Source organism: Sphingomonas aurantiaca (assembly GCF_003050705.1).
GTDB lineage: Bacteria > Pseudomonadota > Alphaproteobacteria > Sphingomonadales > Sphingomonadaceae > Sphingomonas > Sphingomonas aurantiaca.
Genome location: NZ_QAOG01000004.1, coordinates 424,474 through 450,176, shown reverse-complemented (window position 1 = coordinate 450,176; position 25,703 = coordinate 424,474). Strand labels below are relative to the sequence as shown.

The window sequence follows — 25,703 nt, the reverse complement described above, 5'->3', positions numbered from 1 at the left end:
ACCGCGTCGATCGGCGATCCATTCTCATATCCACCGTAGCGCCACTAGAGAATGCCATTTCGCAACAATTCAACACAAATGCACTTTAAAGGTATTGTTTGGGTATTGACGAATGCAGGCGATCGACGGAATCTGTCGATCGAACCGGTCAAAGCTTCAGGGCGCAGCCGGATAAGGGGTAGGTATATGATCTTCGACCAGACGGTGTCGCGCATTGCTCTTGCGGGGTCGCTCTTGTTCTGCGCGGTCCCGGCAATGGCGCAGGAGATTGCAGCGGATCCTGCGCAGGCCAAGGTCGAGGCGGACGCCACTACCGCGCTTGCCGCACCCGATCGCGCACCCGCACCCGCATCGGACGATACGGTCGTCGTGACCGGATCCCGCATCCAGCGCCCGAACATGACGTCGGCTGCGCCGATCACGTCGGTGACCGCGCAGGACATCCGTGCGCAGGCGCCGACCAACATCGAGGACGTGCTCAACCGCCTTCCGCAGATCGCGCCGGACGCGCAGCAGAATTATCAGGATTCGGACGGCCGCCAGCGCATCAAGCTGCGCAGCCTGGGCTTCGAGCGCACGCTGACCTTGATCGACGGCAAGCGCATCGGCACGCAGAACGGCGCGGACGTCGGGATCATACCGCCGTCGCTGCTCGAGCGCGTCGACGTGCTGACCGGTGGCGCCTCGTCGGTCTATGGGTCTGATGCGGTCGCGGGCGTGGTCAACTTCATCCTGAAGAAGGATTTCGAAGGGCTGCAGATCGACGGCAACTATAATTTCTACAACCACGACAACAAGGACACGATCGTCTCATCGCTGGCGCGCGCGAACAGCTTCGGCAGCCCGCGCGGTTTCAGCAACGACGGTGGCCGCGCCGACATCACCGTGACCGCGGGCAAGAAGCTGTTCGACGGCAAGCTGCGCCTGTCGGGCTTCGTCAACTACCGCCATACCGATGCGGTCGACTATGACGCGCGCTCCACCTCGGCATGCCAGCTGATCCAGACTGGCAAGGACGGCCCGCTCTCCTGCTCGCTCTCGACCTATTCGCGCAGCGGCTACGTCTCGCCGCGCTCGGGCGCGAACAACGGTGCCGCCTACGTCAACGATCCGAACGGTACGCGCACCTTCGTGCCCTACGGCGTGGGAGCGGGCAACGCGGCCAACCCGTATGACGGCTATTCCTATCAGCGCGGGTCGGAGCGGTGGAACGCGGGCGGCTTCGTCAGCGCGGATCTGACCTCCGATATCGAAGTCTACGGATCGGGCATCTGGTTCCGCGACAAGTCCGAGAACGTCTATCCGGCACGGATCTACAGCTACACCGTCTATGGCGACCAGCCCTATCGGGTGAACTGCAACAATCCGTATCTGTCGGGGTCGCAGGCGACCGCGATCTGTGGCGGTGCGGCGGGGACGAACACGAAGGCACCGATCGAGCTGCGCTATCGCTTTAACGATCTCGCCGACATTCCCGATACCTATATCAACAGCGGCGTTCGCGCGACCGGTGGCTTCCGCGGCAAGGTCGACGATATCTGGACCTGGGACGTCGGCGGAGTCTACGCCCGCAACCAGCAGGTCGTGAATTACGGGAACCTCCCCGATTACAACCGCGTCAACCAGTCGCTCGACGTCGTCAACGTGAACGGCGTGGCGACCTGCGCCAGCGGCGTCGCGGGCTGCGTGCCGTTCAACGCCTTCACCGCCAACACCCCTGGCCAGCCGCTGGCGAGCTGGCTGTTCACCGCACCCGGTGGCACCACGAAGGGCGTGGGGACGCTCTGGGACGGCCTGATCTCCGTCACCGGCGATCTCGGCAAATACGGCGTCACCTCGCCGCTTGCCACCCAGGGCGTGGCAATCGCGCTCGGCGCCGAATATCGTCACGACAACTACACCTCGACCGCCGACACCTTCTACCGCGACCTGAACGGCGGCAACGACCTCGACATCTCGCAGAGCGTGTGGGAATCGAACATCGAGGTACAGGCGCCGCTGATCGAGGATCGACCCTTCGCGCATCTGTTGCAGGCGAACGGCGGCTACCGCGTGTCGAAATACAGCAGCAATCCAAAGACCTTCAACACCTGGAAGATCGAGGGCATCTACGCCCCCGTCAGCGATCTGACGTTCCGCGGGTCGTACAACAAGGCGCAGCGCGCACCGACGGTGATCGAGATCGGCCAGGCGCGGAACATCAGCTATGGCCTGCAAGGCGGCTCGCAGAATGATTTCTGCGCACCGACCGTCACGACCAATCCAACCACCGGCGCCATCAGCTACGGCACGCCCGTCGCGTCACGCGACGTTTGCCGTGCGACCGGGCTGTCCGACGCGCTGTATGGCAGCCCCACGCTGCTGTGTAACCAGGGCGACGGCAACCAGTGCACCGTCCAATCGGGGGGATACACCGCGGATCCGGAGACCGCCTACACCTTGACCTATGGCCTCGTGGTGAAGCCCAGCTTCATTCGCGGCCTGGTGTTCTCGGTCGATCGCTATCAGATCAGGATCGACAACTCGCTGGGGTATAACGATTATACCTACTACACCGATGGCTGCCAGCGCTCGAACGGCGATCCGTTCTTCTGCTCGGGCATCGTCCGCCAGCCCGGCACCGGCATCCTCTATGCACCGGCCAGCAGCAATCCAACCAGCGGCTTCATCCGCCAGGGCACGACGAACTATTACAAGTCGATCTCGCGCGGGATCGATTTCCAGGCGCAATATACGCTCGCGCTCGGCGGCGCGGGCAAGGTCGACTGGAACTTCAACAGCTCGCTGACGACGTTCGCCGGCAGCCAGGATTCGCCGCTCCAGCCAAAGCGCAACTGCGTCGGCTATTACGGGAACGGGTGCAGCCAGTTGCTGCCGAAATGGTCGCACGGCCTGCGGACGACCTACACTACCGGCGACGGCATCGTCAGCGCGTCGTTCAACTGGCGCTATGTCGGCTCGCTGACGAGCGCGGATAATTCGGGCGACGAAGCGATCGGCGGCACGCCAGAGCGGGCACGCACGACCTTCTACCACATCGCACCCGCCAGCTATTTCGACCTGGCGCTCTCGTTTGCGATCGCCAAGGACTTCTCGCTGCGGTTCATCGCCAACAACCTGCTCGACAAGACCCCGCCGATCCTCGCGAATTCATACGACATCAGCCTCGCACGGAGCAACACGATCCCCGCGCGCTACGACTCGCTCGGTCGTAACGTCGCGGTTGGCGCCACCATGCGGTTCTGACGCGCGACGCAAGGATTACAGGGCTCGCCGACCGCGGCGGGCCCTTTTTCCTATTACCGGTTTAGGATGGAGGGTGCAGGCTAGCCGAGATCTGCGCCGGCTGGCGGCGCCCGCTATGAGTGTGAACGATGCCGTCGATCTTGGATCGGCCGACGGCATCCAGATCGCGGTTCCGGTAATTTAGGGTCATGCTTCCAAGGCGGGCGATCGGGCGATCGTTGCTGATTTGGCGGCCATGACGGGATGGTTTGCGGGCCGGACCGCTGACACCATACCTGAAAATCGGAAACATATGTAATTCCCAGAGCAGTTTAACCCGCATTTTGGCATAGATCGGTGGACTTTGTTTATTGGTTGGCTAGCCCCGCCCTCTGTTTTGAGAGGACGTAGTTATGGGCGAACGGGTCGGGATCGCAGTGATCGGACTGAATGGCGCGGTGGCCACTACCGCGGCGGCGGGGATCGCGATGATCCGCGCGGGGTCGAACGACCTGTCGGGCTTGCCGCTCGCCAGCCGCGATGTCGAGGGCATGTCGGCATACCGCGATCTGCATTTCGGCGGCTGGGACCTCAGCCATGACGACCTCGCGACCGCTGCGCTCAAGCACGGCGTGCTCACCGAGAGCGATCTTGCCAATGGGGCCGCAAGCCTGTCGGACATGCGGCCCTGGCCCGCTGTCGGATCGACCGATTTCTGTGCGAACATCGACGGCGCCAACAAGATCGCCGCGCCCGGGCACCGTGCCGCGGTCAAGCACATCCAGGACGATCTCGCGCGCTTCAAGAGCGAGCGGAATCTCGACCGGGTGGTGATGATCAATCTCGCCTCGACCGAGCGCAAGGCCGATCTGGCTGCGGACGCGCTGAGCAGCGTCGAGGGCTTCGAGCGCGGTCTCGACAGCGACGACTCGGCGATCAGCCCGGCGATGCTCTACGCCTATGCCGCGATTGCCAGCGACACGCCCTATGCCAATTTCACGCCGTCGGTCGCCGCCGACGTCGCCCCGCTCGCCGAGCTTGCCAGCCAGCGCGGCGTGCCGATCGCCGGCAAGGACGGCAAGACCGGGCAGACGCTGCTGAAGACCGTGATCGCGCCGGCGTTGCGTGACCGCGCGCTGCACGTCGACGGCTGGTTCTCGACCAACATCCTGGGCAATTCGGACGGCCTCGCGCTCGACGATCCCAAGAGCCTCGCGTCGAAGGTCGATACCAAGAAGTCGGTCCTCGACCAGATCCTTGGCTATCCGGTCGAGGATCACATCATCATGATCCATTATTACAAGCCGCGCGGTGACAACAAGGAAGCGTGGGACAATATCGACCTGACCGGCTTCCTCGGCCAGAAGATGCAGCTGAAGCTGAACTTCCTCTGCAAGGATTCGGTGCTCGCCGCGCCGCTCGCGATCGAGATTGCGCGCTGCCTCGCACTCGCGCAGACGCGCGGCGACGGCGGCGTGCAGGACCAGATGGGGATCTTCTTCAAGATGCCGCAGACCGCCGATGGCGGCGAGCCGATCCACGCCTTCGGTGAGCAGCAGCTGATCCTCGACACCTGGCTCGACCGCCGGTGAGTTTTGACGCAGCGTACCTGCCGCTGTTGCGCGAACTCGGCGACCTGAAGCGGATCCGCTCGGCGGAGCGCGAAGGATCGATTGCGGAGCGGTTGTTCGCGCGTGGCTGGGCCGCGCTGGCGGCGGGCGAGACACCGACGGCGGTGATGCGGCGCACGGTCGCCGCCGCGCTCGCCGCGGCGCGGCTTGGCGATCTCGACCGTGCCACGCTCGCCGAGCTTGGTCTTTCCGACGCGGAAGCGCGCGCCGTGCTCGAACGCGCGTTCGACGAGGTGGCGATGCTGCTCGACCCGGCACTCGCCGCCGAGCTGCGCGATGCGCTGCCGGAGGGTGCGCCGGCGGCCGGGCCGGTGCCGCGGTTCGTGCCGCAACTCGCGACGCAGCCGCGCGCGGGCGTCACCTGCCCCGGTCGGCCGCGCCTGTTGCTCCAGCCCGCCGAAAACCATGCCGAGCATTGCCTGATCGTCGCGGTGTACGGCGTGCTCGCGGCGCCCGGCTATGGCGCGGATCCGGCAGAGGTGTTCCTCGCGTCGATGGCGCATCATTTCCACAATGCCGCGATGCCCGATGCGGGGTTTACCGGCGAGGTGCTGCTCGGCGACCTGCTCGACCGCGTGATCGATGCCGCGCGCGAACAGGCGATGGCGATGCTCGACCCGGCCGTCGCGGCGCAGGTCCGCGCGGCGATCGCACCGGTCGCCGGCGATGCCACCCCGGCAGCACGCGCGTTCCATGCCGCCGACGTGCTCGATCGGGTGCTGGAGATCGAACAGCATCTCCGCGCCGCATCGGCAACGATGGACAGCGTCCTCCACACCTATGAGCTCGTCCATGCCGGACCGGTCAAGACGTTCCACGATCGCGTGCTGAGCGACGTCGGCCTGTTGTGACCTATCGCTCGCCGCTTTCCGGACGACCGCTGGTCGCGGATACGCCGCATTCACTTGCCGCCCCGGGCGAGCGCTGGCCGGTGGTCGACGGCATCCCGTATCTGCGGACCGACAGCGAAGGTCTGGTGGCGGTGGCACTCGACCATCTCGACGCGGGTTGCCCGGACGATGCGCTGGTGGCGCTGCTGACCGATCAGGATGCGTGGTGGACCGGCCCCGCGACCGATCTCGGCGAGCTGAAACAGCTGGTGCGCGAACGCGACACGCTGTCGCTGCGCGCGGCGATGGCGTTGCTCCGGATGGGACCGGTGGCGGACTATTTCGCGCATCGCTGGAGCGATCCGACCTATCTCGCCGGGCTCGCGCTGGTCGAGGCGCACTGGCGGCAGCCCGATACCGCGTTCGAGCTGGCCTGCGGAATCGGTCATTATCTCCGCGAACTTACCGCGCGTGGCGTCGCGTGTATTGGCGCGGACGTGGTGTTCTCGAAATGCTGGCTCGCCAAGCATTGGGTGGCACCCGCCGCAGACTATGTCGTGTTCGACGCCGCGGCGCAGTGGCCGGTCGCGGCGCAGCGCTTCGACCTGGTCGCGTGTCACGACGCCTTTTATTTCCTGCCAGATCAGCCTCGTATCGCCGGCCTGTTGCGGGAGGCCGTGGCACCCGGCGGCGTGCTCGCCGTCAGCCATCTCCACAACGCCGCCGTCGCGGGCGGGGCGATGGGCCCCGCCCGCGACGGCGCCGAATGGGCGACTTTGTTCCCCGATGCGACTGTCTATGACGAACGCGAGTTGCGGCGCGCGTTGCTGGCGGGGGATGCACCCGCCCCGACCCGATGGTCCGACGATCCCGCGATCGAGGCGTGGTCGATCGTCGAGCCCGGCGGCGATGCGCCCCGACCGCTGACCGACGGGCTGGCGATGCCGGTTGCCGATGCGGTGCTGGTGCCCAATCCGTTGCTCGGTGATACCGGTCCACGCTGGCCCTCCGATCGCTACCGCGCGGAATATGGCGCAGCGGCCACATGGCTGTCGGATACCGGCGATGCGGCGCGGCACCGCCGTGTCCTCGACCTGCCGGCGCGGTGGTGAGCATGCGGTGGGGCATCGTCGGCTTCGGCTGGGTCGCGCGCGATTACATGGCGCCGGGGATCGCGGCATCGGGCGGAACCGTGGTCGCCATCGCCGACCCCTCGCCGATGGCGCAGGCCAGCGCGATGTCGGGCGGTATCCTCGCCTACGATACCGCCGAGGCGATGCTGGCCGATGCCGCTCTCGACTGCCTCTACGTCGCCACGCCCAACAACCTCCATGCCGACCCGGTCCGCGCGGCGATCGCGGCGGGCGTTCCGGTGCTCTGCGAGAAGCCGATCGCCGCGACGCTGGACGATGCCGAGGCCATCGGATCAGCCGTCGCGGGACATCTCTACGGCACCGCGTTCGACCAGCGCCATCACCCCGCGCACCGCGCGATGGCGCAGGCGATCCGCGACGGAGCGATCGGCCGACCGATCGCGGTGCGCATCGTCTACGCCTGTTGGGTCGACCCGAGCTGGTCGCCGACCGCTGGCGATGGCGGGTGCAACTGGCGCGCCGATCCGGCCGCAGCCGGTGGCGGCGCGGTCATCGACCTTGCGCTCCACGGCCTCGATCTGGCGGCGATGCTCGTCGACGAACCGCTCGCGCGTCTGCACATCGACCTGCAGCGGCGTATCCACGACTATCCGGTCGACGACGGCGGCATCCTGTCGGGGCGAACCGCAGGCGGCATCCTGGTCCAGAGCCATGTCGCCTATAACTGCCCCGAGGTGCTGCCGCGCCGCCGGCTCGAGATCCTTGGCGAGGACGGCTTGCTGGTCGCGACCGACACGATGGGCCAGACCGAGGGCGGCACCGTGATCCGGCGTTGCGCGCGCACCGGGGACGAGACCGCCCTGCCCTTCGACGCCGCACTGTCGCCCTTTGCCGCGCAGGCCGCCGCGTTCGCCGCCGCCGTCCGCGGCGACGCGCATGATTTCTCCATTGACCGGGACCTGTCGCTGATGCGCCTATTCGACGCCGCCTATAGCGAGGCGCGATCGTGCCTCTGAGCTGGTATGCCTGCGCGCATTGCGGCTTCTGGCAGCGACACTTCGCGCCCGCCGATTGCGCGGTCTGCAACGACACGCGCAACGACCTGCCCGAGGACGGCTGGCGCTTCCTCCCCGAGCGGGACGTCGCCGCAAGCCATGACGGCAGCTGGCGGCAGGTTGCCGACGATCTCTGGGCGTTCACGACCACGCCGCATCTCGGGCTCGGCGGCACTGGCTGGCTGATCGTGCGCGAGGGCGGCAATATCGCCTTCGAGGCCGCCCCCTATTACTCGCCCGCGATGCTCGAACAGATCGCGCGGCTCGGCGGGATCCGTTATCTCGCCGCCAGTCACGCGCATGGCTATGGCGCGCTGTTCCAGCTCCAGCGCGACTGCGCGCCCGAGATGCTCGCGATCCACAAGGACGACCTCGGCATGACCAAGGCGTTCCGCGTCACGACGCCCTATGACGACGTACTGGAGATCGCGCCGGGCTATACGCTGCATCACGTCGGCGGGCATTACGAAGGTCAGGCCGCGCTCCACGATGCGGTCGGCAAGCGCCTGTTCTGCGGCGACATGTTCAAGATCGACCAGGACGAAGCGGGCGTCAGCCACGCGATCTCCAGCCACAAGGCGTTCCACAAGGACATCCCGCTGACGCATGGCGAGATCCGCCATTACCGCGCGGTGATCGCGCCGCTGGCGTTCGATGCCGTCCTGACTCCGTTCGAATATGCCCCCGAAGTCGGCCGCGATGTCGCCGTCGCCGTGCTCGACGAGGCGCTGGCCCGTGCGCCGGGCGTGAAGAGGATCCCGCTATGACCCGCACTATCACCGGCCTGCCCGAACAGTTGGACGCGGCCTGCCATCTGTATCTCGACGCGTTTCCCGCCGGCGACATCGTCGCGTTCCCGATCGACGGCATCGACCGTGTCGGCATCCCCGTCTGGGTGGTCGCGCTATTTCCCGAAACCGCGGACCTCGACGGCATCATGCCCTATGGCGTCGGCTATGGCGCAACCGACCAGGCCGCGATTCTGGGCGCGCTGGGCGAGATCGCTGAGATGGTCTGGCCGACGCTGACCTTGTCCGCGCGCGGCAAGACGCATGGCAGCTATGCCGACCTCGTCTGCGAACGCGGCGAACGTGGGATCGCCGATCCGCTGATGCTGTGCCTTCCCGCTGGGTCCCCGGTCGGCCGCGAGACGCCGCTCGACTGGGTCGAGGCCAGGCGGTGGGCAGACGGCTCGAGCGTCCTCGTGCCGATCGACCTCGCCGCCTATTCCGCCAAGGAGCTGGCCCCCGGCTACGTGCCGTTCACGACGATCATTTCCAACGGGATGGGCGCGGGGCCGGACCTCGACTGGGCGATCGGCCACGGACTGTGCGAGATCCTCCAGCGCGACGGCAACGGGTTGCTGTTCCGCGCGCTCGACCGCGGCGTCGCGATCGACCTGCCCGAATGCCTGCCCGCCGAGATCGGCGATCTGGTCAACCGGTTCGCCGCCGCCGACGTCCGCGTGATACCCAAATTCGCGACCGACGAGTTCGGGCTCGCCAACGTCTATTGCGTCGGCGTCGATGTGCGCGAGCCCGCGGTGCCGATCATGGCGACCGCGTGCGGCGAGGCGGCGCATCCCGACGCGGTGCAGGCGCTGGCCAAGGCGATCGCCGAATACGCCGCCAGCCGCGCGCGCAAGGCGTTCGCGCATGGACCGATGGCGCTTGCCGAGACGATCGCGCCACGCGACTATATCGACCGGTTCATGGCGCAGGCCGGCGGTGCCGCGAAATCGAGCGACAGCCGTGCCTTCACGGAGATGCAGCGCTGGACCGACGTCGACGCCGCGACCTTGCGCGACTGGCTCGCCGGGACGATGCTCGCCGAGCGCAGCCGCCATGCCTTTGCCGACCTGCCCCGCGCCGACGTCCCTGATGCCCGCGCGCGCGGCCAGTTAGCGCGGGAGGCGGTGGAAGCGGCTGGATTCGACATCCTCTACGTCGACATGTCCCCCGCGGATTCCAGCGTCGCGGTCGTCAAGGTGATCGTGCCGGGCATGGAAGTCGAGACGATGAGCTATTACCGGATCGGCGAACGCAACGTCGCCAAACTCGTCGCGCTCGACAGCCCGCTGGTCAGCTTCGGTGGCGAGGCGAGCACGACTCGCCGGCCCGTCCGCCTGACGGACGAAGCGATCGCACGGCTGGGCGGTCAGCCCTTCTTCGATACCGCGCTGGCGGACGAGATCGTCGGCCCGCTCTATCCGCTCTACCGCGAACCCGAAGCGCATCACGTCGCCTGGTCCGAACAGAGCCTCGAGACGGAGGCGGCACGATGACGCTTCGTTTCGCCTACAACACCAACGGGGCGGCCAACCACCGCCTCGACGACGCGCTGCACCTGATCGCGGGCGCCGGCTATGACGGCGTCGCGCTCACGCTGGATCATCACCACCTCGATCCCTTCGCCGACGATTGGGCGCGCGAGGCGGAGCGCGTCGGCGCGCTGCTGCGGTCGCTGGGGCTGGGATCGGTGATCGAGACCGGCGCGCGCTATCTGCTCGACCCGCGCGACAAGCATGAACCGACGCTGGTCACGGCGGACCCCGCAGGGCGTGACCGGCGGGTCGCGTTCCTCGCCCGCGCGCTCGAGGTCGCCGCGATCCTCAATGCCGAGACCGTGTCGTTCTGGGCGGGTGTGCCGAAACCCGGTGTCGCCCGGCACGATGCGCTTGACTGGCTCGACTCGGGGCTCGGCAAGGTCGTCGAGCACGCGGCACGGACCGGCATCCCGGTCAGCCTCGAGCCCGAGCCCGGCATGCTGATCGAGACGGTCGAAGACTATGCGCGGCTCGCGCTTCGCCATCCGGACCTGCGTCTCGCGCTCGACACCGGCCACTGCCTCGTCACGCAGGATATCGCCCCCGACGCCGCGGTACGCGCCTATGCCGACCGCCTCGGGACCGTCGCGGTCGAGGACATGCGTCGCGGCGATCACACGCATCTGCCGTTCGGACAGGGCGACATGGACATTCCCGCCATCCTTGCCGCGCTCGAGTCGATCGGCTTCGACAAGCTGGTCTGCGTCGAACTGTCGCGCGAGAGCCCGCGTGCGCATCAGGCCATTCCGGAGTCGATCGCCTATCTGCGCGCGGCGCTGTCCTGATGCGGATCTGCTTCGTCTCGCGCCGCTTTTTCCCCGCGATATCGGGGATGTCGATCTACGCGATCAACCTGCTGCGCCAGCTCGTCGCAGCGGGCCACGACGTGACGATGATCAGCCAATATTACGGCGACCCCGCCCGCGCCCGCGTCTATGGCGGCGGCCCCCCGCCCCCGGTGCCGGGCGTGCGCGTCGTCGGCCTCGAAGCGCTCGGCGAACAGGACGGCGGCGACTTCGAACGCGATATCGATGCGATGGTCGAGGCGATTGCGCGCGATCATGCGGCGCATCCGTTCGACCTGCTGCACGCGCAATATGGCTATCCGACCGGCTGGGCGACGATGATCGCCGCCCAGCGTCTCGGCCTCCCCTGCGTCGTGTCGATCCAGGGCGGTGACGGGCATTGGGTCGGCTCGTGCTGCGAGACGCACCGGCTCGCGATGGTGCGCGTGCTCGACCATGCCGGCGCGCTGCTGATCGGCGGCGCCAGCTTCGCCGGAGAAGTCCATGACCGGCTCGGCACCCCGCTCGACCGGTTCACGATCGTTCCGGGGGCGGTCGATACCGACCATTTTACACCCGCGGTGACGACCGCGCCCGAAGGCCCGGTCCGGCTGCTCTATCACGGCCGCGTCGACCGCCGCAAAGGCGTGCTCGATTTCCTCCAGGCGCTACCGGCCGTGCGCGGCGACTGGCACGCGACCATCTCCGGCATCGGTCCCGACGTCGACCCCGCCCAGGCGCTTGCGACAGAGCTGCAGCTTACCGACCGTGTGACCTTCAGCGGCTATGCGGATTATGATGCGGTGCCGGAACTCTACCGCGCGCATGACGTGTTCGTATCGCCGACCTACGCAGAGGGGTTCTCGAACACCATCCTCGAGGCGATGGCGTGCGGCCTTGCGGTGGTATCGTGCCACGCCGTCGGCGTGGTCGACTGCGTCCGCGAGGACGAGAACGGCATGCTGACCGATCCCGGCGATGTCCCGGCGCTCGCAGCCTCGCTGACTCGTATCATCACCGATACCAGCCTGCGCACGCGTCTGGCGACCGCCGCGCTGGAAGAATGCCGCCGGGTGTATAGCTGGGACGCGGTCGGGCAGCAGATCGTCGGCATCTACCGCGACCTGAGGGGGCATCCGCAAACCGGCTTCGATACGACCCTGCCGATGACCCCCTGCCGCTTCCGCAGCGAACCACATCTGTTGTGAGCGATCGATGAAGCTGATCGCAATATCGCCGCATCTGGACGACGCGGCCTTCTCCGCAGGCGGGCTGCTGGCGTCGCGCGTCGACCAGGGCTGGGACGTTACCGTCGCGACGTGCTTCACCGGCAACGTCGCGCAGCCAACCGGGTTCGCGCTCGCCTGCCAGCTCGACAAGGGGCTGGGCGCCGACATCGACTATATGGCGCTGCGCCGGGGCGAGGATCTCGCTGCGTGCCGGGCACTGGGTGGGCGCGCGATCCATTTGCCGTTCCTGGAGGCGCCCCATCGCGGTTACGCCTCGGCAAAGATGCTGTTCGCGGCCCGCCTGCCCGACGACCGGATCGTCGACGATCTCGCGGCGGCACTGGTCGAGCTTTTCGCGGCGGAAAAGCCGGATCTTGTGCTGGGGCCGTTGTGCCTCGGCAACCATGTCGACCATCACGTCGTTCTGGACGCGATACGGCGATCCTGTGCCGATCTTACCGTGTTGCTATGGGAAGACTGGCCTTATGCCGACCGCGAAGACCGCGTTGCCGCCATGCCCGCGGTGATCGAACAGCTCACGCCCGAGACGCGTGCGCGGCGTATCGCCGCCTGCGCCGCGTACGGGTCGCAACTCGGCTTCCAGTTCGGCGGCGTAGAGGCGATGTCGGCGCGGACCGAACGGATCTTCGAGGAACGGTTCTACCCGCTTCACGCGCACTGACCGACCGGCGCCCGTCGCCGCGCGTCCCCCAATTCCAGGCAGAGCCATCATAATGACTGAAGTTTCCGTCGTCACCCTAGGCAAGGGGCGCCCCGACCATCTCGTCAACGTCGTGCTTGGCCTCACGCGCCAGACGCTGATGCCGACCGAGCTGATCGTCGCGGTCATGCAGGACGAGCTCTACGTGCTTCCCGACGCGCCGTTTCCGATCCGCCAGATCCAGATCGTCGCCTGCGAGCTTCCGCTCGCAGCGGCGCGCAACGCCGCCACCCGCGTCGCGACCGGTGAGGTCATCGTGTTTCTCGACATGGATTGCATTCCGACGCCGACTCTGGTCGCGGACTATGCCGGGTTCCTCGCCGGGTTCGACGGGTTGCTGATGGGCGAGGTGTTGTATCTGCCGGGCGGTGCGACCGCCGGCGACTGGTCATATGACCGGTTCGCCGAGGTCGCGGTGAAGCATTCCGACCGTCGCGGCCCCCCGCCCCAGGGTATCGAGATCTGTACCGACTATCGCTGCTTCTGGTCGCTGAGCTTCGCGATGCGGCGCGCGACGTTCCTCGGGCTCGGCGGTTTCGACGAACGCTATGTCGGCTATGGCGGCGAGGATACCGATTTCGGCAAGGCGATCGACCAGGCGGGCATCCCGATCGCCTGGGTCAAGGGCGCGCTGGCCTATCACCAATACCACCCTCACCACATGCCGCCGGTCCACCATCTCGACAGCGTCGTGCGCAACGCCGAGCTGTTCGAGAGCAAATGGGGCTATCGGACGATGGGCCACTGGCTCCATGCCTTCCGCCTCATGGACCTGATCGACATGACGCCGGGGCGGCCGATCCGCATCCTGCGGCGCCCGGATGCCGCCGATCTCGCGCTGACCGGGCAGCAGAGCCACCAGCCCTATGCCAATACCGCGACCGTCATCCGCTTGCTCGAGGACCGGCTCGCGGCCACCGAGAAAGCCGCAGCGGCCGAATGAGAATGGCGTGCATGACGGCCCCCAAACACCTGGGCGAGCAGCGCGCCATTCTCACCGCCTTCTATCGAACGCATGTCGCGATCGGGTCACGCTACGCGCTGCTAGACTTTCCGGACCATGCGAATGTCGGCGACAGCGCGATCTGGCTGGGCGAACTCGCCCTGCTGCGGCAGATAACGGGGCGCGATCCGTGCTACGTCTCGACCTGGCACGACTTTGACCTCGATGCCTTTCGCGATGCCTGCCCCGACGGCGTCCTGTTCCTGCATGGCGGCGGAAACCTTGGCGACATCTGGCCGCATCACCAGCTGTTCCGCGAGGATATCCTGGCGACGGTGCGCGACCGAACCGTCGTGCAGCTCCCCCAGTCGATCCACTTTCGCGTGCCGGCGCAGGTCGATCGGTTCGCCAGGCTCGTCGCCGACCATCCGGACTTCGTCCTCTACGTCCGTGATGCCCGCAGCCTGGACTTCGCGCGCCGGCATCTGGCATGCCCATCGCACCTCGCACCGGACTCGGCCTATGCTTTGGGCGAACAACTGCGTGGCGCGCCGCAAGGCGACGTGCTGATGCTGATGCGCACCGACGACGAACGGCAGGGCTATGCGGTACCGTCGGAGGATGGAGCGACCGTCGTCGACTGGCTCGAGGACGATGCCGATCTGCCGCTCGGGAGCAGCGCGACGGCGCGCGAGGCGCAAGCCGTCGCCCGCGTCGACCGGGGGCTGCGGCTGCTCTCGCAGGGCCGGGTCGTCGTGACGGATCGGCTGCACGGCCACATCATCGCGGACCTGCTTGGTATCCCCCATGTCGTGCTCGACAACGAATACGGCAAGATCGCAGCATATCTGGACGCCTGGGCCGGGCCGGATGCGATCGTGACGAGGGCGACGACGAGCGAACAGGCCCTGGTCCTGGCCAAGCAGCGCATCAGCGCAACGTGACGCAGGCGATCGACGTCAGTCTCCTCATCTGCACGCGAAATCGGGCCAATTCGCTAGCGTCGACGCTCGAGTCCGTGGAGCGGGCGGCAGCCTATGCCGGCCATCTTGCCGTGGAAGTCGTCCTGGTCGACAACGGCTCGCTCGACGATACCCCGCGGCGATTGGCGCGATGGCAGGCGGTGCAGGCCTTCCCCGTCCATCTCGTCCAAGAGCCGCATCCAGGGCTCGCCCGTGCCCGCAACGCAGGGCTGGCACACTGCACTGGTCGCATCGTGGCCATGACCGATGACGATTGCGTCCTGCACGAAGACTATTTCTCAGCGCTCTGCGCCGCGTTCGAAAGGGTCAGCGGACCGGCGATCATTGGCGGCCGGATCCTGCTGGGCAACCCTGCCGATCTCCCCGTCACCATCAAGCTCGAAGATCACCCGATGGTCGCACCTTCGAAAGGGTTTCCGGGCGGTTTCGTCATGGGGGCAAATCTGGCGTTCACCGCGGATGTCCGACGGTTGACGGGATGCTTCGATGAACGGTTCGGCGCCGGTGCGCCATTCGTCGCGGCCGAGGACACGGACTTCCTGTTTCGTGCGGCAGGCCTTGGCGTTGCGGTGCTCTATGACCCGCTGATGGTGGTCGACCATCACCACGGGCGTCGCGATGTTGACGATGAGACCCGGCTGCTCGCGGGCTACAGCTTTGGCGATGGTGCGCTGTACGCCAAATATCTCTTCTCCGACCGGCGCGCGCTTCGTGCCATCGTGGACGACATTCTGGCAGTGCGCTTCGACCTGACGCGGCCGGTGACCACGCATGCCGGCATCAGGCGATTCTACTGGTTCCGCCTGCGCCACAAGGCCCGGGGCTTCGCCTGTTTCTGGTGGATCGCGATACGATCGACCCTGCAGCGGATTATGGCGGCTGGCGCCTGACAAGGTTTTGAGGCCGCTGGATATTCCCCCGCGCAACACCATATTTCGGTGATGGGCGGACGGGTGAAACGGATAGCGGGTCTGGTCCAGGCCAAGGCTCGGATGACGTCCACCGAGCACATCGGTCGGTGCGGGCTGTGCGAGCGGCCCCTCGGTAAAAAAGTCGAATGGCATCACCGGATACCGAAAAGCCGCGGTGGCACGGAAGTCATGCCGGTCCATCCGATCTGTCACCGCATCATCCATGCCAGCGTCTCCAACCAGGAGCTCGCCACCACATTCGCGGACGTCGCGGTGTTGAAGGCTCGCCCGGATATTAGCCGCTTCCTGCATTGGATCGCGGACAAACCTGCGGATTTTCATGCGCCGACCCGCCGACCCGATACACGGTAGGCATATCGGTTCATGTCACCATGCGAACCTGGTTGCGGCGGGTAGCTGACCGGGCGCAAGCGTGCCCGCACTGCGCTGTAGCCGGCCGACGGTCCCGAGAGGGTGCCGGTCGCGTCCTTGTCCTCACTATTGCAGTAGCCCGCCGACAGACTGCCCAAGCTAGGCAGGCGGCAGTTCTGGTCCATGCCCGCCAACCGGTAACGTCTTGTTTGGTAACGAAGATCAACGATCCTCGCGGGCTTTTCCGGCGGCCGTGCGTTTGAGCCACTCGATCACGAGAGGGTTAGGCATGGATCAGAAGATTGCGCCGTTGGCCGACGCGCTGACGGCAATCGAGAAGCGGCCGGTCATCGGCTTCGGGGCGCCCGGCCACAACCAGGGCGCAGTAATTCCCGGGGGTATGAAGGCACTGCTCGGCAAGCGGGTCTTCGAAGCCGATGTGCTGACGCCGAAGGGCCTCGACGATCGTACCGAGGGTAAACTCGCCCTGCAACGTGCGCACGAGATCGCTGCAGAGGCTTGGAATGCCGACTTCTGCCGGTTCGTGACCGGCGGATCCACGCAGAGCCTTCACACCGCGATGGCGGCCGTCGCCAGGCCGGGCGACACCATCCTGATCGCCGCGAGCGCGCATAAGGCCGAGCGAACCTATGCGCTGGCAACGGGGCTCGATGCCGTCATCGTGCCCGTACAGATCGACGAGGGATGGGATATCGAGCACGGCGTCGAGCCGCGCGCGCTCAGCGCCGTCCTGGCGGCGCATCCGACCGCCAAGGCGTTCATCGTCGTCAGCCCGACCTATTACGGCGTGACCAGCGATATAGCCGCGCTCGCCACCGTCTGTCATGATCACGGCATCCCCCTGATCGTCGATGCCGCCTGGGGTGGTGCGTTCGCATTTTGTGAAGGGCTGCCTGACGATCCGCTGACAAAGGGGGCGGATCTCGCCGTCTACAGCGCGCACAAGACGATGGGGGCGCTCGCACAGGGGTCGGTGATCGTTGCCAAGGGCGAGCTGATCGATCGCCAGCGTCTGTGGATGGCCTATGAACTCTTCGAGACCACCAGCCCGTCCGTGCCCATCCTCGCGACGCTCGATGCGACCCGGCGCGACCACGCGCTGAACGGTGAACAGATGTGGACCAGCGTCATTGCGCGGGCGAACATGGTCCGCAGGAAGATTGCAGGTATCGCGCCGCTGCGTGTGTTCGGCCATGATCACCTGCCGCCAGCGGCCGATCTGGACGTTACCAAGGTGCTGATCGACGTCTCGGCGCTGGGCGTATCGGGATATGCCATCGACGACTGGCTCTACAAGTATCACCGCATCAGCATGGGACTGTCCGACGCCCGGCATATCCTCGCGGTTCTATCGCTGGGAACAACCAAGTCCGACTTGCGCAAGCTCGTCCACGGTCTGCAAGACCTTGTGAAGCAGCTTGCGTCAGACCCCTCTATCCTGCCGACAATTGCGCCCACTCCGGGGGTTGGCACGCTGTCCGTCGACATGGCGATGCCGGGGCATGCGGCATTCTACGGTCCTGCCGAGATGATTGCCTATGAAGGCGCTGCCGGACGTATCGCGGCTGAGATGATCGCGCCTGCGCCGCCCGGTGTCCCTCGTCTGGTTCCGGGTCAGCGCATCACGGCTGCGCACGTCGCGTGGCTGGTCGCGAACCGTGATGCAGGCGCTTTCGTGATGGATCCGGTCGACCCGACCGAATCGACCATAAGGGTGGTGCAGGGCTGACGCGGCAACCGGAACAGCACCCCGATTTTACAGCAGCCTTAACGAGGTAGACTATAATGCATACTGATACCGACGAACACTGGATGCAGATGGCGATTGAGGTTGCGCGCTCGAAAGGGTCCGATCCCGCAACCGCCCCACTTGGCTGCGTCATCGTGCTGGACGGCAAGGTGATTGCCGCCGAACGCAACCAGACCAAGGAATTGCCGGATGCGACTGCGCATGCCGAAATGATGGCAATCCGCCGCGCGTGCGAGAAAACCGGCGAACTGGAACTCCGCGGGGCAACATTATACTCGACGCTTCAGCCGTGCGGTATGTGCACGATGGCATCGATCTGGTCGAAAGTCGGCCGCGTCGTTTACGGTGCTGGTCGCAGCGACGTGCATCCCATGTATTTCGAAGCCAAGCACGTCGACACCCTCGGGTTTATCGGAGATGCATACCGGGACGATATCGAGATCGAGGGCGGCTGCCTGCGCGAAGCCTGCGCGGAACTCTATTACGGCCCCGATGCTGACCTGAGCGAGGAGGAACAGGCCAACCTGTAAGTCCACTGCGTGCCATCACGGCGACCTGGCATCGGTAGTGCGCTGTCAGCGTCACTGCGGGTTGAAGGGGCCCTTTGGCCCTTCGGGCGCGCTTCCAAGCGGCTACTTGGCGGGAAAAGGTCGACGGATTCTCGAACGACGCAGGGCGCCACACCCACGGAATCGAGCCTTGCGGCGAGGCGCAAGCGCGCCGAGCCGGCGATCGCATGAGCCCCGTCGCTATCGGTAGCGAGAAGCCGATAGCGACCGCCCTGACGCTCGGCGTCCAGGAAAACGAGACCGGCCCGGATATTTTATAATGTTCCCGGGTTTGGCAGTCAGATGTCTGATGTGCGCTTGGGTGAGACGCAGCAGGCCGATCATTCTCTAATTGGGGGACATTCGATGAACGCAGCCTGGGCTTATCCCTTCATTTTCGTCGCTGGCATGTTGCAAGCCGTTGGTGCGTCGATGGGCGGTCAGCTGAACAAATCGATCGGCAATCCGTGGCTCGCAACCTCCATCTCGTTCATGCTCGTCCTGTTCCTGACAGTCGCTCTATTCGCGTGCATGCCGAAGCCGCTGCCCTCCGTAGGCGACTTTGCCGCCATGCCGTGGTGGGCGCCACTCGGGGGTATCGTCGGTGCGGTCGCCGTGTTTGCCGGGTTTCTGCTCATCCAGAAGCTTGGCGCCGGCCCCGTCAATGGCATCACGATCACTGCCAATATCCTGGCCAGCCTGGCAATCGATCACTTCGGGCTGTTCCGCATGGAGCAGCACGAGATGAACCCTTGGCGCTTCCTCGGCGCAGTACTGATGGTCGGTGGCGTCACGCTGATTGCAAAGTTCTGAGGCGACGTGCGTGGTCGACACGACTGATCTTACAGTCTTCGCCGATCTACAGAACGGCCTGAGATTGGCCGGACGGCGTCCGAAAGCCTCCGGTCGCCCAGCCCCATAGTCGGCCGTGCGCGCACCATTCACTACGTCCCGACTTCAGCGCTACTGCGTCCCGCGTTGCTCGAATGGTACACGGCGCACGACCTCGTACTGCCAGGTCGTGTCCGGTTAGGATTGCCAGTGAGTCCGCCTGTCCGACGGGCGGCCTTTCTTGACCAGGGACACAGAGCGGCATAGTCGCCCAGGCGTTGTCCGGGCCTCGGTTGACCAGATCCGGACGGTGACCTTCGACCCAGCTTTCCGTCTTGCCAACTGCGGGCATCCGTTCAGCTGCGTCTCTATCTTCGCCGTCGTGTCTCTCCGCGGCACCTGCAGGATCGACGGACGTTCGGTAGACGATACCTTGGAGGATGCACGTGCGCGGTCTGGATTTCAGCTCTTGGCAGAGCCTGCTCGCCACTATCCTCGGACTGACGCTGGTTACGCTGTTGGGGGTTGGCATCCGTCTGCTCACCCAAATGACGTTCCAGCAGCGTCGTGAACGCATGAACCGGCAGATCAACGAGCGCCTCAGGACGCTCATCGCTGCCTACAAGGTTCTCGGCGGCTCGTTCACGGGGGACCTGACCGTCGATCCGGCCCATCGGCGCGACCTGCGGCGGCGGGAGCCGGGCGGCGTCGCAGAGGAACCGATGGCCGCGCTGGACCTCAGTGCGGCAGGCGCGGCGCGGTCGGACCGCACGCGCCGGATCCGCGACGCGGTCGAGGCCGCGCTGTCCGATATCATCCTGCTCGGTACGGAGGAACATGTCCGGCTCGCGGACAGCGCGGTTCGCGAGCTGGTTGCAGGCCATCCGGTCCACACGCACGATCTGGTTGTGTCGCTGCGTGCGTTCGTGCGTGATGCGCTCGATCTCGACCCGATCCCGGCCGACCTGACCATCGCTATGCAGGGACCGACGCGTCCGGCGTCGTCCGGCGGCGGCAAAAGTGGCAGCAACAGAGACGATGCCGGCCGAAGCGGCGGCGGCGGTGGTATGGGCGGCGGCGGCGGTGGGGTTGGAGGTGGCGGCATGGGTAACGACGTCCTTGGCGACGATCCACACCATGTCGCAGCGCAAAACGCGGCGCGATAGGCGAAGCCTCCCCGGGCCAAGTCTGGGCTGATCCATCAGGCGACATTGGCAGACACAGTGCTGCCCCCCCAACTTCCGCCGTTCGTTCATGCCCGAACCACGACCATTTCACAGGCGCGTCCAAAGGCGTCAGAATGACAGGGCTCCGCAGATTCGGACATAGAGTATCTGGGTCGCGGGTACTGGTAAGCGCCTGTCCCTCGGCTTAGACCCAGTAGAGCGAACCATGGCGGGGAAATAAAATGGGCGTTCTCGACGGTAAAGTCGCGCTCGTAATCGGCGGAACTCGAGGAATTGGCGCGGCTATTAGCCGGAGGATGGTCGCCGACGGTGCTTCGGTTGGAATCATTTACCGCAGCCGGGCGAACGACGCCCAGCGCTTTGAGAATGAACTGCGCGAGAATGGCGCAAGGGTCTTTACGGTACCGGCCGATGTCAGCGACGTTACAGCGCTCGACCATGCGATGGACCAGATTGCACGTCATCTCGGCGGTCTCGACATTCTCGTGAGTGTCGCCGGCACAGCGATCGTCGGTCCGCTTGAGGCTTACGCGGACGACGCGTTTGACCGGTCCTTCGCGCTTAATGTCAGGGCCCCCTTCGTGGCGGCGAAGAAGGCCGCGTCTCTTATGGCGAAGGGCGGGCGCATCATCACCATTGGCAGCATCGTCGCGGACAGAATGCCCGGTGGGGGTGGAACGCTTTACGCCGCGAGCAAGGCGGCGTTGGGAGGGATGACCCGAGGCCTGGCGCGCGATCTTGGGGCGCGAGAGATTACCGCGAATCTGGTCCAGCCGGGGCCGATCGACACCGAACGCAATCCGGCAGACGGCCCCAATGCCGCGCTAACCAGGGCGCCGCTTGCTATTTCCCGTCATGGAACCGCTGATGAGGTTGCAGGCCTCGTTGCGTACCTCGCTTCGCCGGAAGCCGGTTTCGTCACGGGCGCCACGTACAATATCGATGGCGGCTGGAGTGCGTAACTGGCCCGTCTTGTTCAAACGACTAGAACTGCCCACCGCCCACCGCCTACCCCCCATCGCACGGCGCTGGCATCTCGCTGCGCGGCCAGTGGCATTGCCGTCGCGATAGCAGCGGTTAGGCTCCAGGCACGCGTCACCCCATCATCCGCCCACGCAGGTTGAACAGGATCACCAGCGTTCCCGACACCATCAGCGCGATGATCAGCGTGGAGAACAAGATCAACTGCAGGTCGTGACGCGAGGAGCGCTTCAGGCTGATGTGGAGGAAGCAGCGGAACTGCACCGCCATCTGCACGAGTCCCAGCGCCAGCACGGTCCCGAAGATCGCCCGCGCCCCGAAAGACGGCCAGCGGACCATCGCAAAGGCCGCCACCGTCAGTGCGAGCGACAGGACGTACCCAACCGCATAGGTGCGCAATTCGCGGGTCCGGTCGCTCATCCGATATTCCCTTGCAAATAGACGACCGAGAAGATCGCGATCCATACGATGTCGAGCAGGTGCCAGAACAGCCCCAGCCGCAACAGGTTGATCCTGACGCGCGCATCGAGGCCGTACGCGCAGACCTGGCCGACCATCACGACCAGCCAGAAACAGGCGACCGCGACGTGGAGGCCGTGCAGCCCGACCAGCGCGAAGAACGACGACAGGAAGCCGCTCCGCATCGGATAGGCGCCGTGCGCGAGCATCGTCACGAAGTCGTTCGCCTCGAGCGCGAGGAAGACGAGGCCGAGGCCCAGCGTCGCGCCGAGCCAGCCGAACAGCACGCGCCGTGGTTCGTCATACTTCATCGCCAGCGTCGCGCGGCCAAACGTCGCGCTGCTCGTCAGCAACAGCAGCGTCTCGACGAACGCGGGCAGCAGCTTGAACTCGGATGCCGGAGTCGGGCCACCGACGGTACTCGCGATCATCGTGCCGTAGGTGGCGAACAGCAGCGCGAAGATCACCGCGTCGCTCATCAGGAATATCCAGAAGCCGAAGATCGCGTTCTCCGCCTGGTCCTTGGTCAGTTCGCCGGTGTCGCCGAGGTTGAGGCCGGCGTGCGCCAGTTCGGGTTCGCTCATCGGACGATCTCCGCTAGGCCGCGATTGACGGCCGCGGTCTCCAACTGGCGCGGGATCGCGCGCGTTACGCGGACGCGGGCAAGCCAGGCCTCATGCGCGCGCGCGATCTCCGCGGCGGGGATGGTGCGGTGCTGGTCGCGCCCGAAGCTGCGCACCACGACCGCCGCGACGATCACCTGGAGCGCGACGATGGTCAGCCCCCAGATCGCCCAGACGAGTCCGAATGCGGCGACCGCCGCGGCAACCCCGATCACGACGCTGGTCGCGCTGCCCCGTGGGACGACGATGTCCGTGTAGGATGCCGGCGAAGCATAGGGATCGGGTTGGCCTTCGTCATGCTTGTGATCGTAGAACGGATTGCGGCCGTCGACCTGCGGCAGGACCGCGAAGTTGTATTCGGGGGGCGGTGCGCTGATCGACCATTCGAGCCCGCGGCCATCCCACGGGTCGCCCGCCTCCACGCGGGTCGCGGCGCGGTCGCGGATGCTCACCCATAGCTGGATGCCGAGCGACGTCAGCGCCGCCAGCAGGATGAACGCGCCGACTCCTGCGACGTACAACCAGGGTCGGAACGACGGTTCGAAGATCGCCTGCGTCCGCCGCGCCATCCCGCTCGCGCCGAGCACGTACAGCGGGAAGAAAGCGAGATAGAAGCCGACCACCCAGCAGGTGAACGCGATCCGCCCCCACCGCTCGTCGAGACGGAACCCGAATGCCTTGGGAAACCAGTAATGATACCCCGCCAGCATCCCGTAAAGCAGGCCCGGGATCAGCATGTTGTGGAAATGCGCAACCAGGAACAGCGTGTTGTGGACGAGGTAGTCGAGCGGCGGCATCGCCAGGATGATGCCAGTGAAGCCGCCCAGCACGAACGTCATCATGAAGGCGATCGCGTAGAGCATCGGCACGGTGAAGCGCACCTCGCCGCGGAACATCGTCCAGATCCAGTCATAGATCTTGACGCCCGTCGGCACGCCGATCGTCATCGTCGCGATCCCGAACGCCGCGTTGACGTTGGCCGACTGCCCCATCGTGAAGAAATGATGGACCCACACGGTGAAGCTCAGCACCGCGATCGCCATCGTCGCGATCACCAGCGAGGTGTAGCCGTACAGATCCTTGGTCGAGAAGGTCGACACCACCTCCGAATACACGCCAAACGCGGGCAGGATCAGGATGTAGACCTCGGGATGACCGAACAGCCAGAACATGTTGGCGTAGTTCATCATGTTCCCGCCAAGGTCGTTGGTGAAGAAATGGAACCCCAGATAGCGGTCGAGCGCGAGCAGCAGCGTGGCGACAGTCAGCGGCGGCATCGCGAAGATCATCAGGATCGACGTGCACAGGCTGGTCCACGCGAACATCGGCATCCGCATGAAGCGCATCCCCGGGGCCCGCAGCTTGTAGACCGTACACGCAATGTTGATCCCCGCCATCGTCGAGCCGATCGACCCGAGCGTCACCGCCCAGATCCAGTAATCGACACCGACGCCCGGGCTGAACGCGCGCTCGGTATAGGGCGGGTAGCCGCTCCACCCGCCGGTCGAGAATTCCCCCACCACCAGCGACGTCATCATCAGCCCGGCCGCACCGATCGTCAGCCACAGCGCGATCGAATTGGCCCAGGGAAACGCCATGTCGCGCGCGCCGATCTGGAGCGGCAGGACATAGTTGATCATCCCCGTCAGGAACGGCATCGCCATGAAGAAGATCATGATCGAGCCGTGCGTCGAGAAAAGCTGGCCGAAATGATCGGGCGAGAGGAAGCCGGGATTATTGATCGCGACCGCCTGCTGCATCCGCATCAGCACCGCCTCGACCAGCGCGCGCGACAGCATCACGAACGCGACGACGATATACATGATGCCGATCTTCTTGTGATCGAGGCTGGTGAGCCACTGCGTCCACAGATACCGCCATTTGCCGTAGCGCGTCAGCAGCGCCGCGACGACGACCGCGCCCACCACCACCAGCGCGCCGGCGAACGCGCCGATGATCTCGCTGATCGTCGGGTTCTCCCACGCGCGGACGAACGGCAGGTCCTGCCAGCCGAATCGGCCGAGCACCGCGGGCCAGAGGGGGACGGAAACGGTCATCGAACGGCTTTCGGAGCAGAGTGGGTCATGCCGCCGGTCGCCGCGAGCACATGCTCGAACAGCATCGGCGTCACGCGGGCGAACTCGACGGGATTCGTGATGATCGATCGCAAGGACAGCCGCCGCCACGTCTGCGCATCGAGCGTGCGCGTTCCCCGGCGTGCAGCCGCCGCCCAGCGATCATAGCCCGCTGGGGACACCGCAACGACGTCGAACTTCTGATGCTGGAACCCGGCGCCGTTATACTGCGTGTTCTCGCCGCGGAACCGCCCCGGCCGGTGCGCCTGGATGTTGAGCTCGGTCGTCATGCCGCCCATCGCATAGATCTGACCGGCCAGTTGCGGGATCAGCATCGACTGCATCACGGTGCCGCTCGTCAGTTTGATATGGACCGGGCGCCCGGCGGGAATGGTGAGCCGATCTACCGCCGCGACGCCGAGGTCGGGATAGACGAACACCCATTTCCAATCGAGTGCGATCGCCTGCACTTCGACCGGTGCCGCGCCCGCCAGGCGCCGATACGGATCGTCGATCTGCGTCCAGTGCCACAACAGCATAGCGAGCCCGACGACGATCCCGGCGGGCGGGATCCAGATCAAGGCCTCCACCCACCAGGAGAAATTCCACTTCGGCCGGTATGCGTCGCTGCGATTGGACAGACGGTAATGCCACGCGAACAGCGGCGTCAGCAGGAGCACCGGCCCCGCGACGAACAGCAAGACGATCGAGACGGTGATGAACAGGTCGCGCTCATGCCCGGCGACGGGCCCCTGCGGATTGAGGAACCCGTGCGACAACGCCGTGCACCCGCCAAGACCGACCAGCGTCGCGAGCAGCGAAAGCCGCGACACCCCGCGCTTGAGCCGTACGATCACCTGTCCCCCTTATCGCCCCGCCCGCCCTCTTAAGTAGTGACCGCGGTGGCGTCTTCCCCTTGCAGACCGCGCGTCACTGTCAATCGGCAATGACGCGCGCTCCCCGAATATCCCGCTCCTGCACATTTTCCCGATACACGGCGCTCGAGGCGATCGCGCCGATCGTGGTCGAGGACGACGCTGATGCCGAGTCCTTCCCGCAGCCAGTTGCGGGTGCACGGCCCGCGGCACTTAACGGCCCTCAGACCGTTCCGTCAGCGACCAGC

23 protein-coding genes are annotated in these 25,703 nt (G+C 65.8%); 19 read left to right on the top strand and 4 right to left on the bottom strand.

Features of this window, described 5'->3' with window-relative positions; translation table 11 throughout:
- Positions 1-186 precede the first annotated feature (186 nt).
- The 19 genes from C8J26_RS13725 (at position 187) to C8J26_RS13635 (ending at position 21,404) form a co-directional block, all read left to right on the top strand.
- The gene (locus C8J26_RS13725; protein ID WP_107958769.1) at positions 187-3,246 is read left to right on the top strand and encodes a TonB-dependent receptor plug domain-containing protein; all 3,060 of its coding nucleotides are present in this window, start codon (positions 187-189) and stop codon (positions 3,244-3,246) included.
- A gap of 392 nt (positions 3,247-3,638) precedes the next feature.
- Positions 3,639-4,817, top strand: coding sequence for an inositol-3-phosphate synthase (locus C8J26_RS13720; protein WP_107958767.1), 1,179 nt, complete (start codon positions 3,639-3,641; stop codon positions 4,815-4,817).
- Positions 4,814-5,707 (top strand): hypothetical protein, encoded by an 894-nt coding sequence (locus C8J26_RS13715; RefSeq protein ID WP_107958765.1) that lies wholly within the window; start codon positions 4,814-4,816, stop codon positions 5,705-5,707. The genes C8J26_RS13720 and C8J26_RS13715 overlap by 4 nt, the downstream gene beginning before the upstream one ends.
- A complete protein-coding gene (locus tag C8J26_RS13710) occupies positions 5,704-6,798 on the top strand; it encodes a class I SAM-dependent methyltransferase (protein ID WP_107958763.1) in 1,095 nt (364 codons plus the stop codon). The genes C8J26_RS13715 and C8J26_RS13710 overlap by 4 nt, the downstream gene beginning before the upstream one ends.
- Positions 6,799-6,800: 2 nt before the next feature.
- Complete coding sequence (locus tag C8J26_RS13705) at positions 6,801-7,796, top strand: Gfo/Idh/MocA family protein (RefSeq protein WP_208631401.1); 996 nt, start codon at positions 6,801-6,803, stop codon at positions 7,794-7,796.
- A complete protein-coding gene (locus tag C8J26_RS13700; protein WP_107958759.1) occupies positions 7,787-8,602 on the top strand; it encodes an MBL fold metallo-hydrolase in 816 nt (271 codons plus the stop codon). The genes C8J26_RS13705 and C8J26_RS13700 overlap by 10 nt, the downstream gene beginning before the upstream one ends.
- Positions 8,599-10,119, top strand: coding sequence for a YcaO-like family protein (locus tag C8J26_RS13695; protein ID WP_107958757.1), 1,521 nt, complete (start codon positions 8,599-8,601; stop codon positions 10,117-10,119). The genes C8J26_RS13700 and C8J26_RS13695 overlap by 4 nt, the downstream gene beginning before the upstream one ends.
- Positions 10,116-10,946: a sugar phosphate isomerase/epimerase family protein gene (locus C8J26_RS13690; RefSeq protein ID WP_107958756.1), complete on the top strand. Its 831-nt coding sequence runs from the start codon at positions 10,116-10,118 to the stop codon at positions 10,944-10,946. Before C8J26_RS13695 ends, C8J26_RS13690 begins: the two co-directional genes overlap by 4 nt.
- 47 nt (positions 10,947-10,993) lie before the next feature.
- Positions 10,994-12,154 (top strand): glycosyltransferase family 4 protein, encoded by a 1,161-nt coding sequence (locus C8J26_RS13685; RefSeq protein ID WP_244185308.1) that lies wholly within the window; start codon positions 10,994-10,996, stop codon positions 12,152-12,154.
- 7 nt (positions 12,155-12,161) lie between these two features.
- The gene (locus C8J26_RS13680) at positions 12,162-12,857 is read left to right on the top strand and encodes a PIG-L deacetylase family protein (protein ID WP_107958752.1); all 696 of its coding nucleotides are present in this window, start codon (positions 12,162-12,164) and stop codon (positions 12,855-12,857) included.
- A 52-nt stretch (positions 12,858-12,909) separates the two neighbouring features.
- Positions 12,910-13,839, top strand: coding sequence for a glycosyltransferase family 2 protein (locus C8J26_RS13675; RefSeq protein WP_107958750.1), 930 nt, complete (start codon positions 12,910-12,912; stop codon positions 13,837-13,839).
- 11 nt (positions 13,840-13,850) lie between these two features.
- Positions 13,851-14,783, top strand: coding sequence for a polysaccharide pyruvyl transferase family protein (locus C8J26_RS20915; protein WP_244185307.1), 933 nt, complete (start codon positions 13,851-13,853; stop codon positions 14,781-14,783).
- On the top strand, positions 14,780-15,712 hold the full coding sequence (locus C8J26_RS13665; RefSeq protein WP_244185306.1) for a glycosyltransferase family 2 protein: 933 nt from the start codon (positions 14,780-14,782) through the stop codon (positions 15,710-15,712). Before C8J26_RS20915 ends, C8J26_RS13665 begins: the two co-directional genes overlap by 4 nt.
- Positions 15,713-15,814: 102 nt before the next feature.
- Complete coding sequence (locus C8J26_RS13660; RefSeq protein ID WP_107958952.1) at positions 15,815-16,105, top strand: HNH endonuclease; 291 nt, start codon at positions 15,815-15,817, stop codon at positions 16,103-16,105.
- A gap of 289 nt (positions 16,106-16,394) precedes the next feature.
- Positions 16,395-17,855, top strand: coding sequence for an aminotransferase class I/II-fold pyridoxal phosphate-dependent enzyme (locus tag C8J26_RS13655; protein WP_107958744.1), 1,461 nt, complete (start codon positions 16,395-16,397; stop codon positions 17,853-17,855).
- 56 nt (positions 17,856-17,911) lie between these two features.
- Positions 17,912-18,406 carry a nucleoside deaminase gene (locus C8J26_RS13650; RefSeq protein WP_056410746.1) on the top strand — a complete coding sequence of 165 codons (495 nt, stop codon included), beginning with the start codon at positions 17,912-17,914 and terminating at the stop codon, positions 18,404-18,406.
- A 384-nt stretch (positions 18,407-18,790) separates the two neighbouring features.
- A complete protein-coding gene (locus C8J26_RS13645) occupies positions 18,791-19,237 on the top strand; it encodes a DMT family transporter (RefSeq protein ID WP_107958742.1) in 447 nt (148 codons plus the stop codon).
- A 458-nt stretch (positions 19,238-19,695) separates the two neighbouring features.
- The gene (locus C8J26_RS13640; protein ID WP_056410751.1) at positions 19,696-20,421 is read left to right on the top strand and encodes a hypothetical protein; all 726 of its coding nucleotides are present in this window, start codon (positions 19,696-19,698) and stop codon (positions 20,419-20,421) included.
- 242 nt (positions 20,422-20,663) lie between these two features.
- A complete protein-coding gene (locus C8J26_RS13635) occupies positions 20,664-21,404 on the top strand; it encodes an SDR family NAD(P)-dependent oxidoreductase (protein WP_107958740.1) in 741 nt (246 codons plus the stop codon).
- A 133-nt stretch (positions 21,405-21,537) separates the two neighbouring features.
- Here the strand turns inward: C8J26_RS13635 and C8J26_RS13630 are convergent, their stop codons facing one another.
- Genes C8J26_RS13630 through C8J26_RS13615 form a run of 4 tightly spaced genes read right to left on the bottom strand, consistent with a single transcriptional unit; the run spans position 21,538 to position 25,437 of the window.
- Positions 21,538-21,843: a cytochrome o ubiquinol oxidase subunit IV gene (locus C8J26_RS13630; protein ID WP_107958738.1), complete on the bottom strand. Its 306-nt coding sequence runs from the start codon at positions 21,841-21,843 to the stop codon at positions 21,538-21,540.
- Entirely contained in the window at positions 21,840-22,466 is a 627-nt protein-coding gene (locus C8J26_RS13625; RefSeq protein ID WP_107958737.1) for a cytochrome c oxidase subunit 3, read from the bottom strand. Before C8J26_RS13625 ends, C8J26_RS13630 begins: the two co-directional genes overlap by 4 nt.
- Positions 22,463-24,562: a cbb3-type cytochrome c oxidase subunit I gene (locus C8J26_RS13620; RefSeq protein ID WP_107958735.1), complete on the bottom strand. Its 2,100-nt coding sequence runs from the start codon at positions 24,560-24,562 to the stop codon at positions 22,463-22,465. The genes C8J26_RS13625 and C8J26_RS13620 overlap by 4 nt, the downstream gene beginning before the upstream one ends.
- Complete coding sequence (locus C8J26_RS13615; protein WP_244185304.1) at positions 24,559-25,437, bottom strand: cytochrome ubiquinol oxidase subunit II family protein; 879 nt, start codon at positions 25,435-25,437, stop codon at positions 24,559-24,561. The genes C8J26_RS13620 and C8J26_RS13615 overlap by 4 nt, the downstream gene beginning before the upstream one ends.
- Positions 25,438-25,703 lie beyond the last annotated feature (266 nt).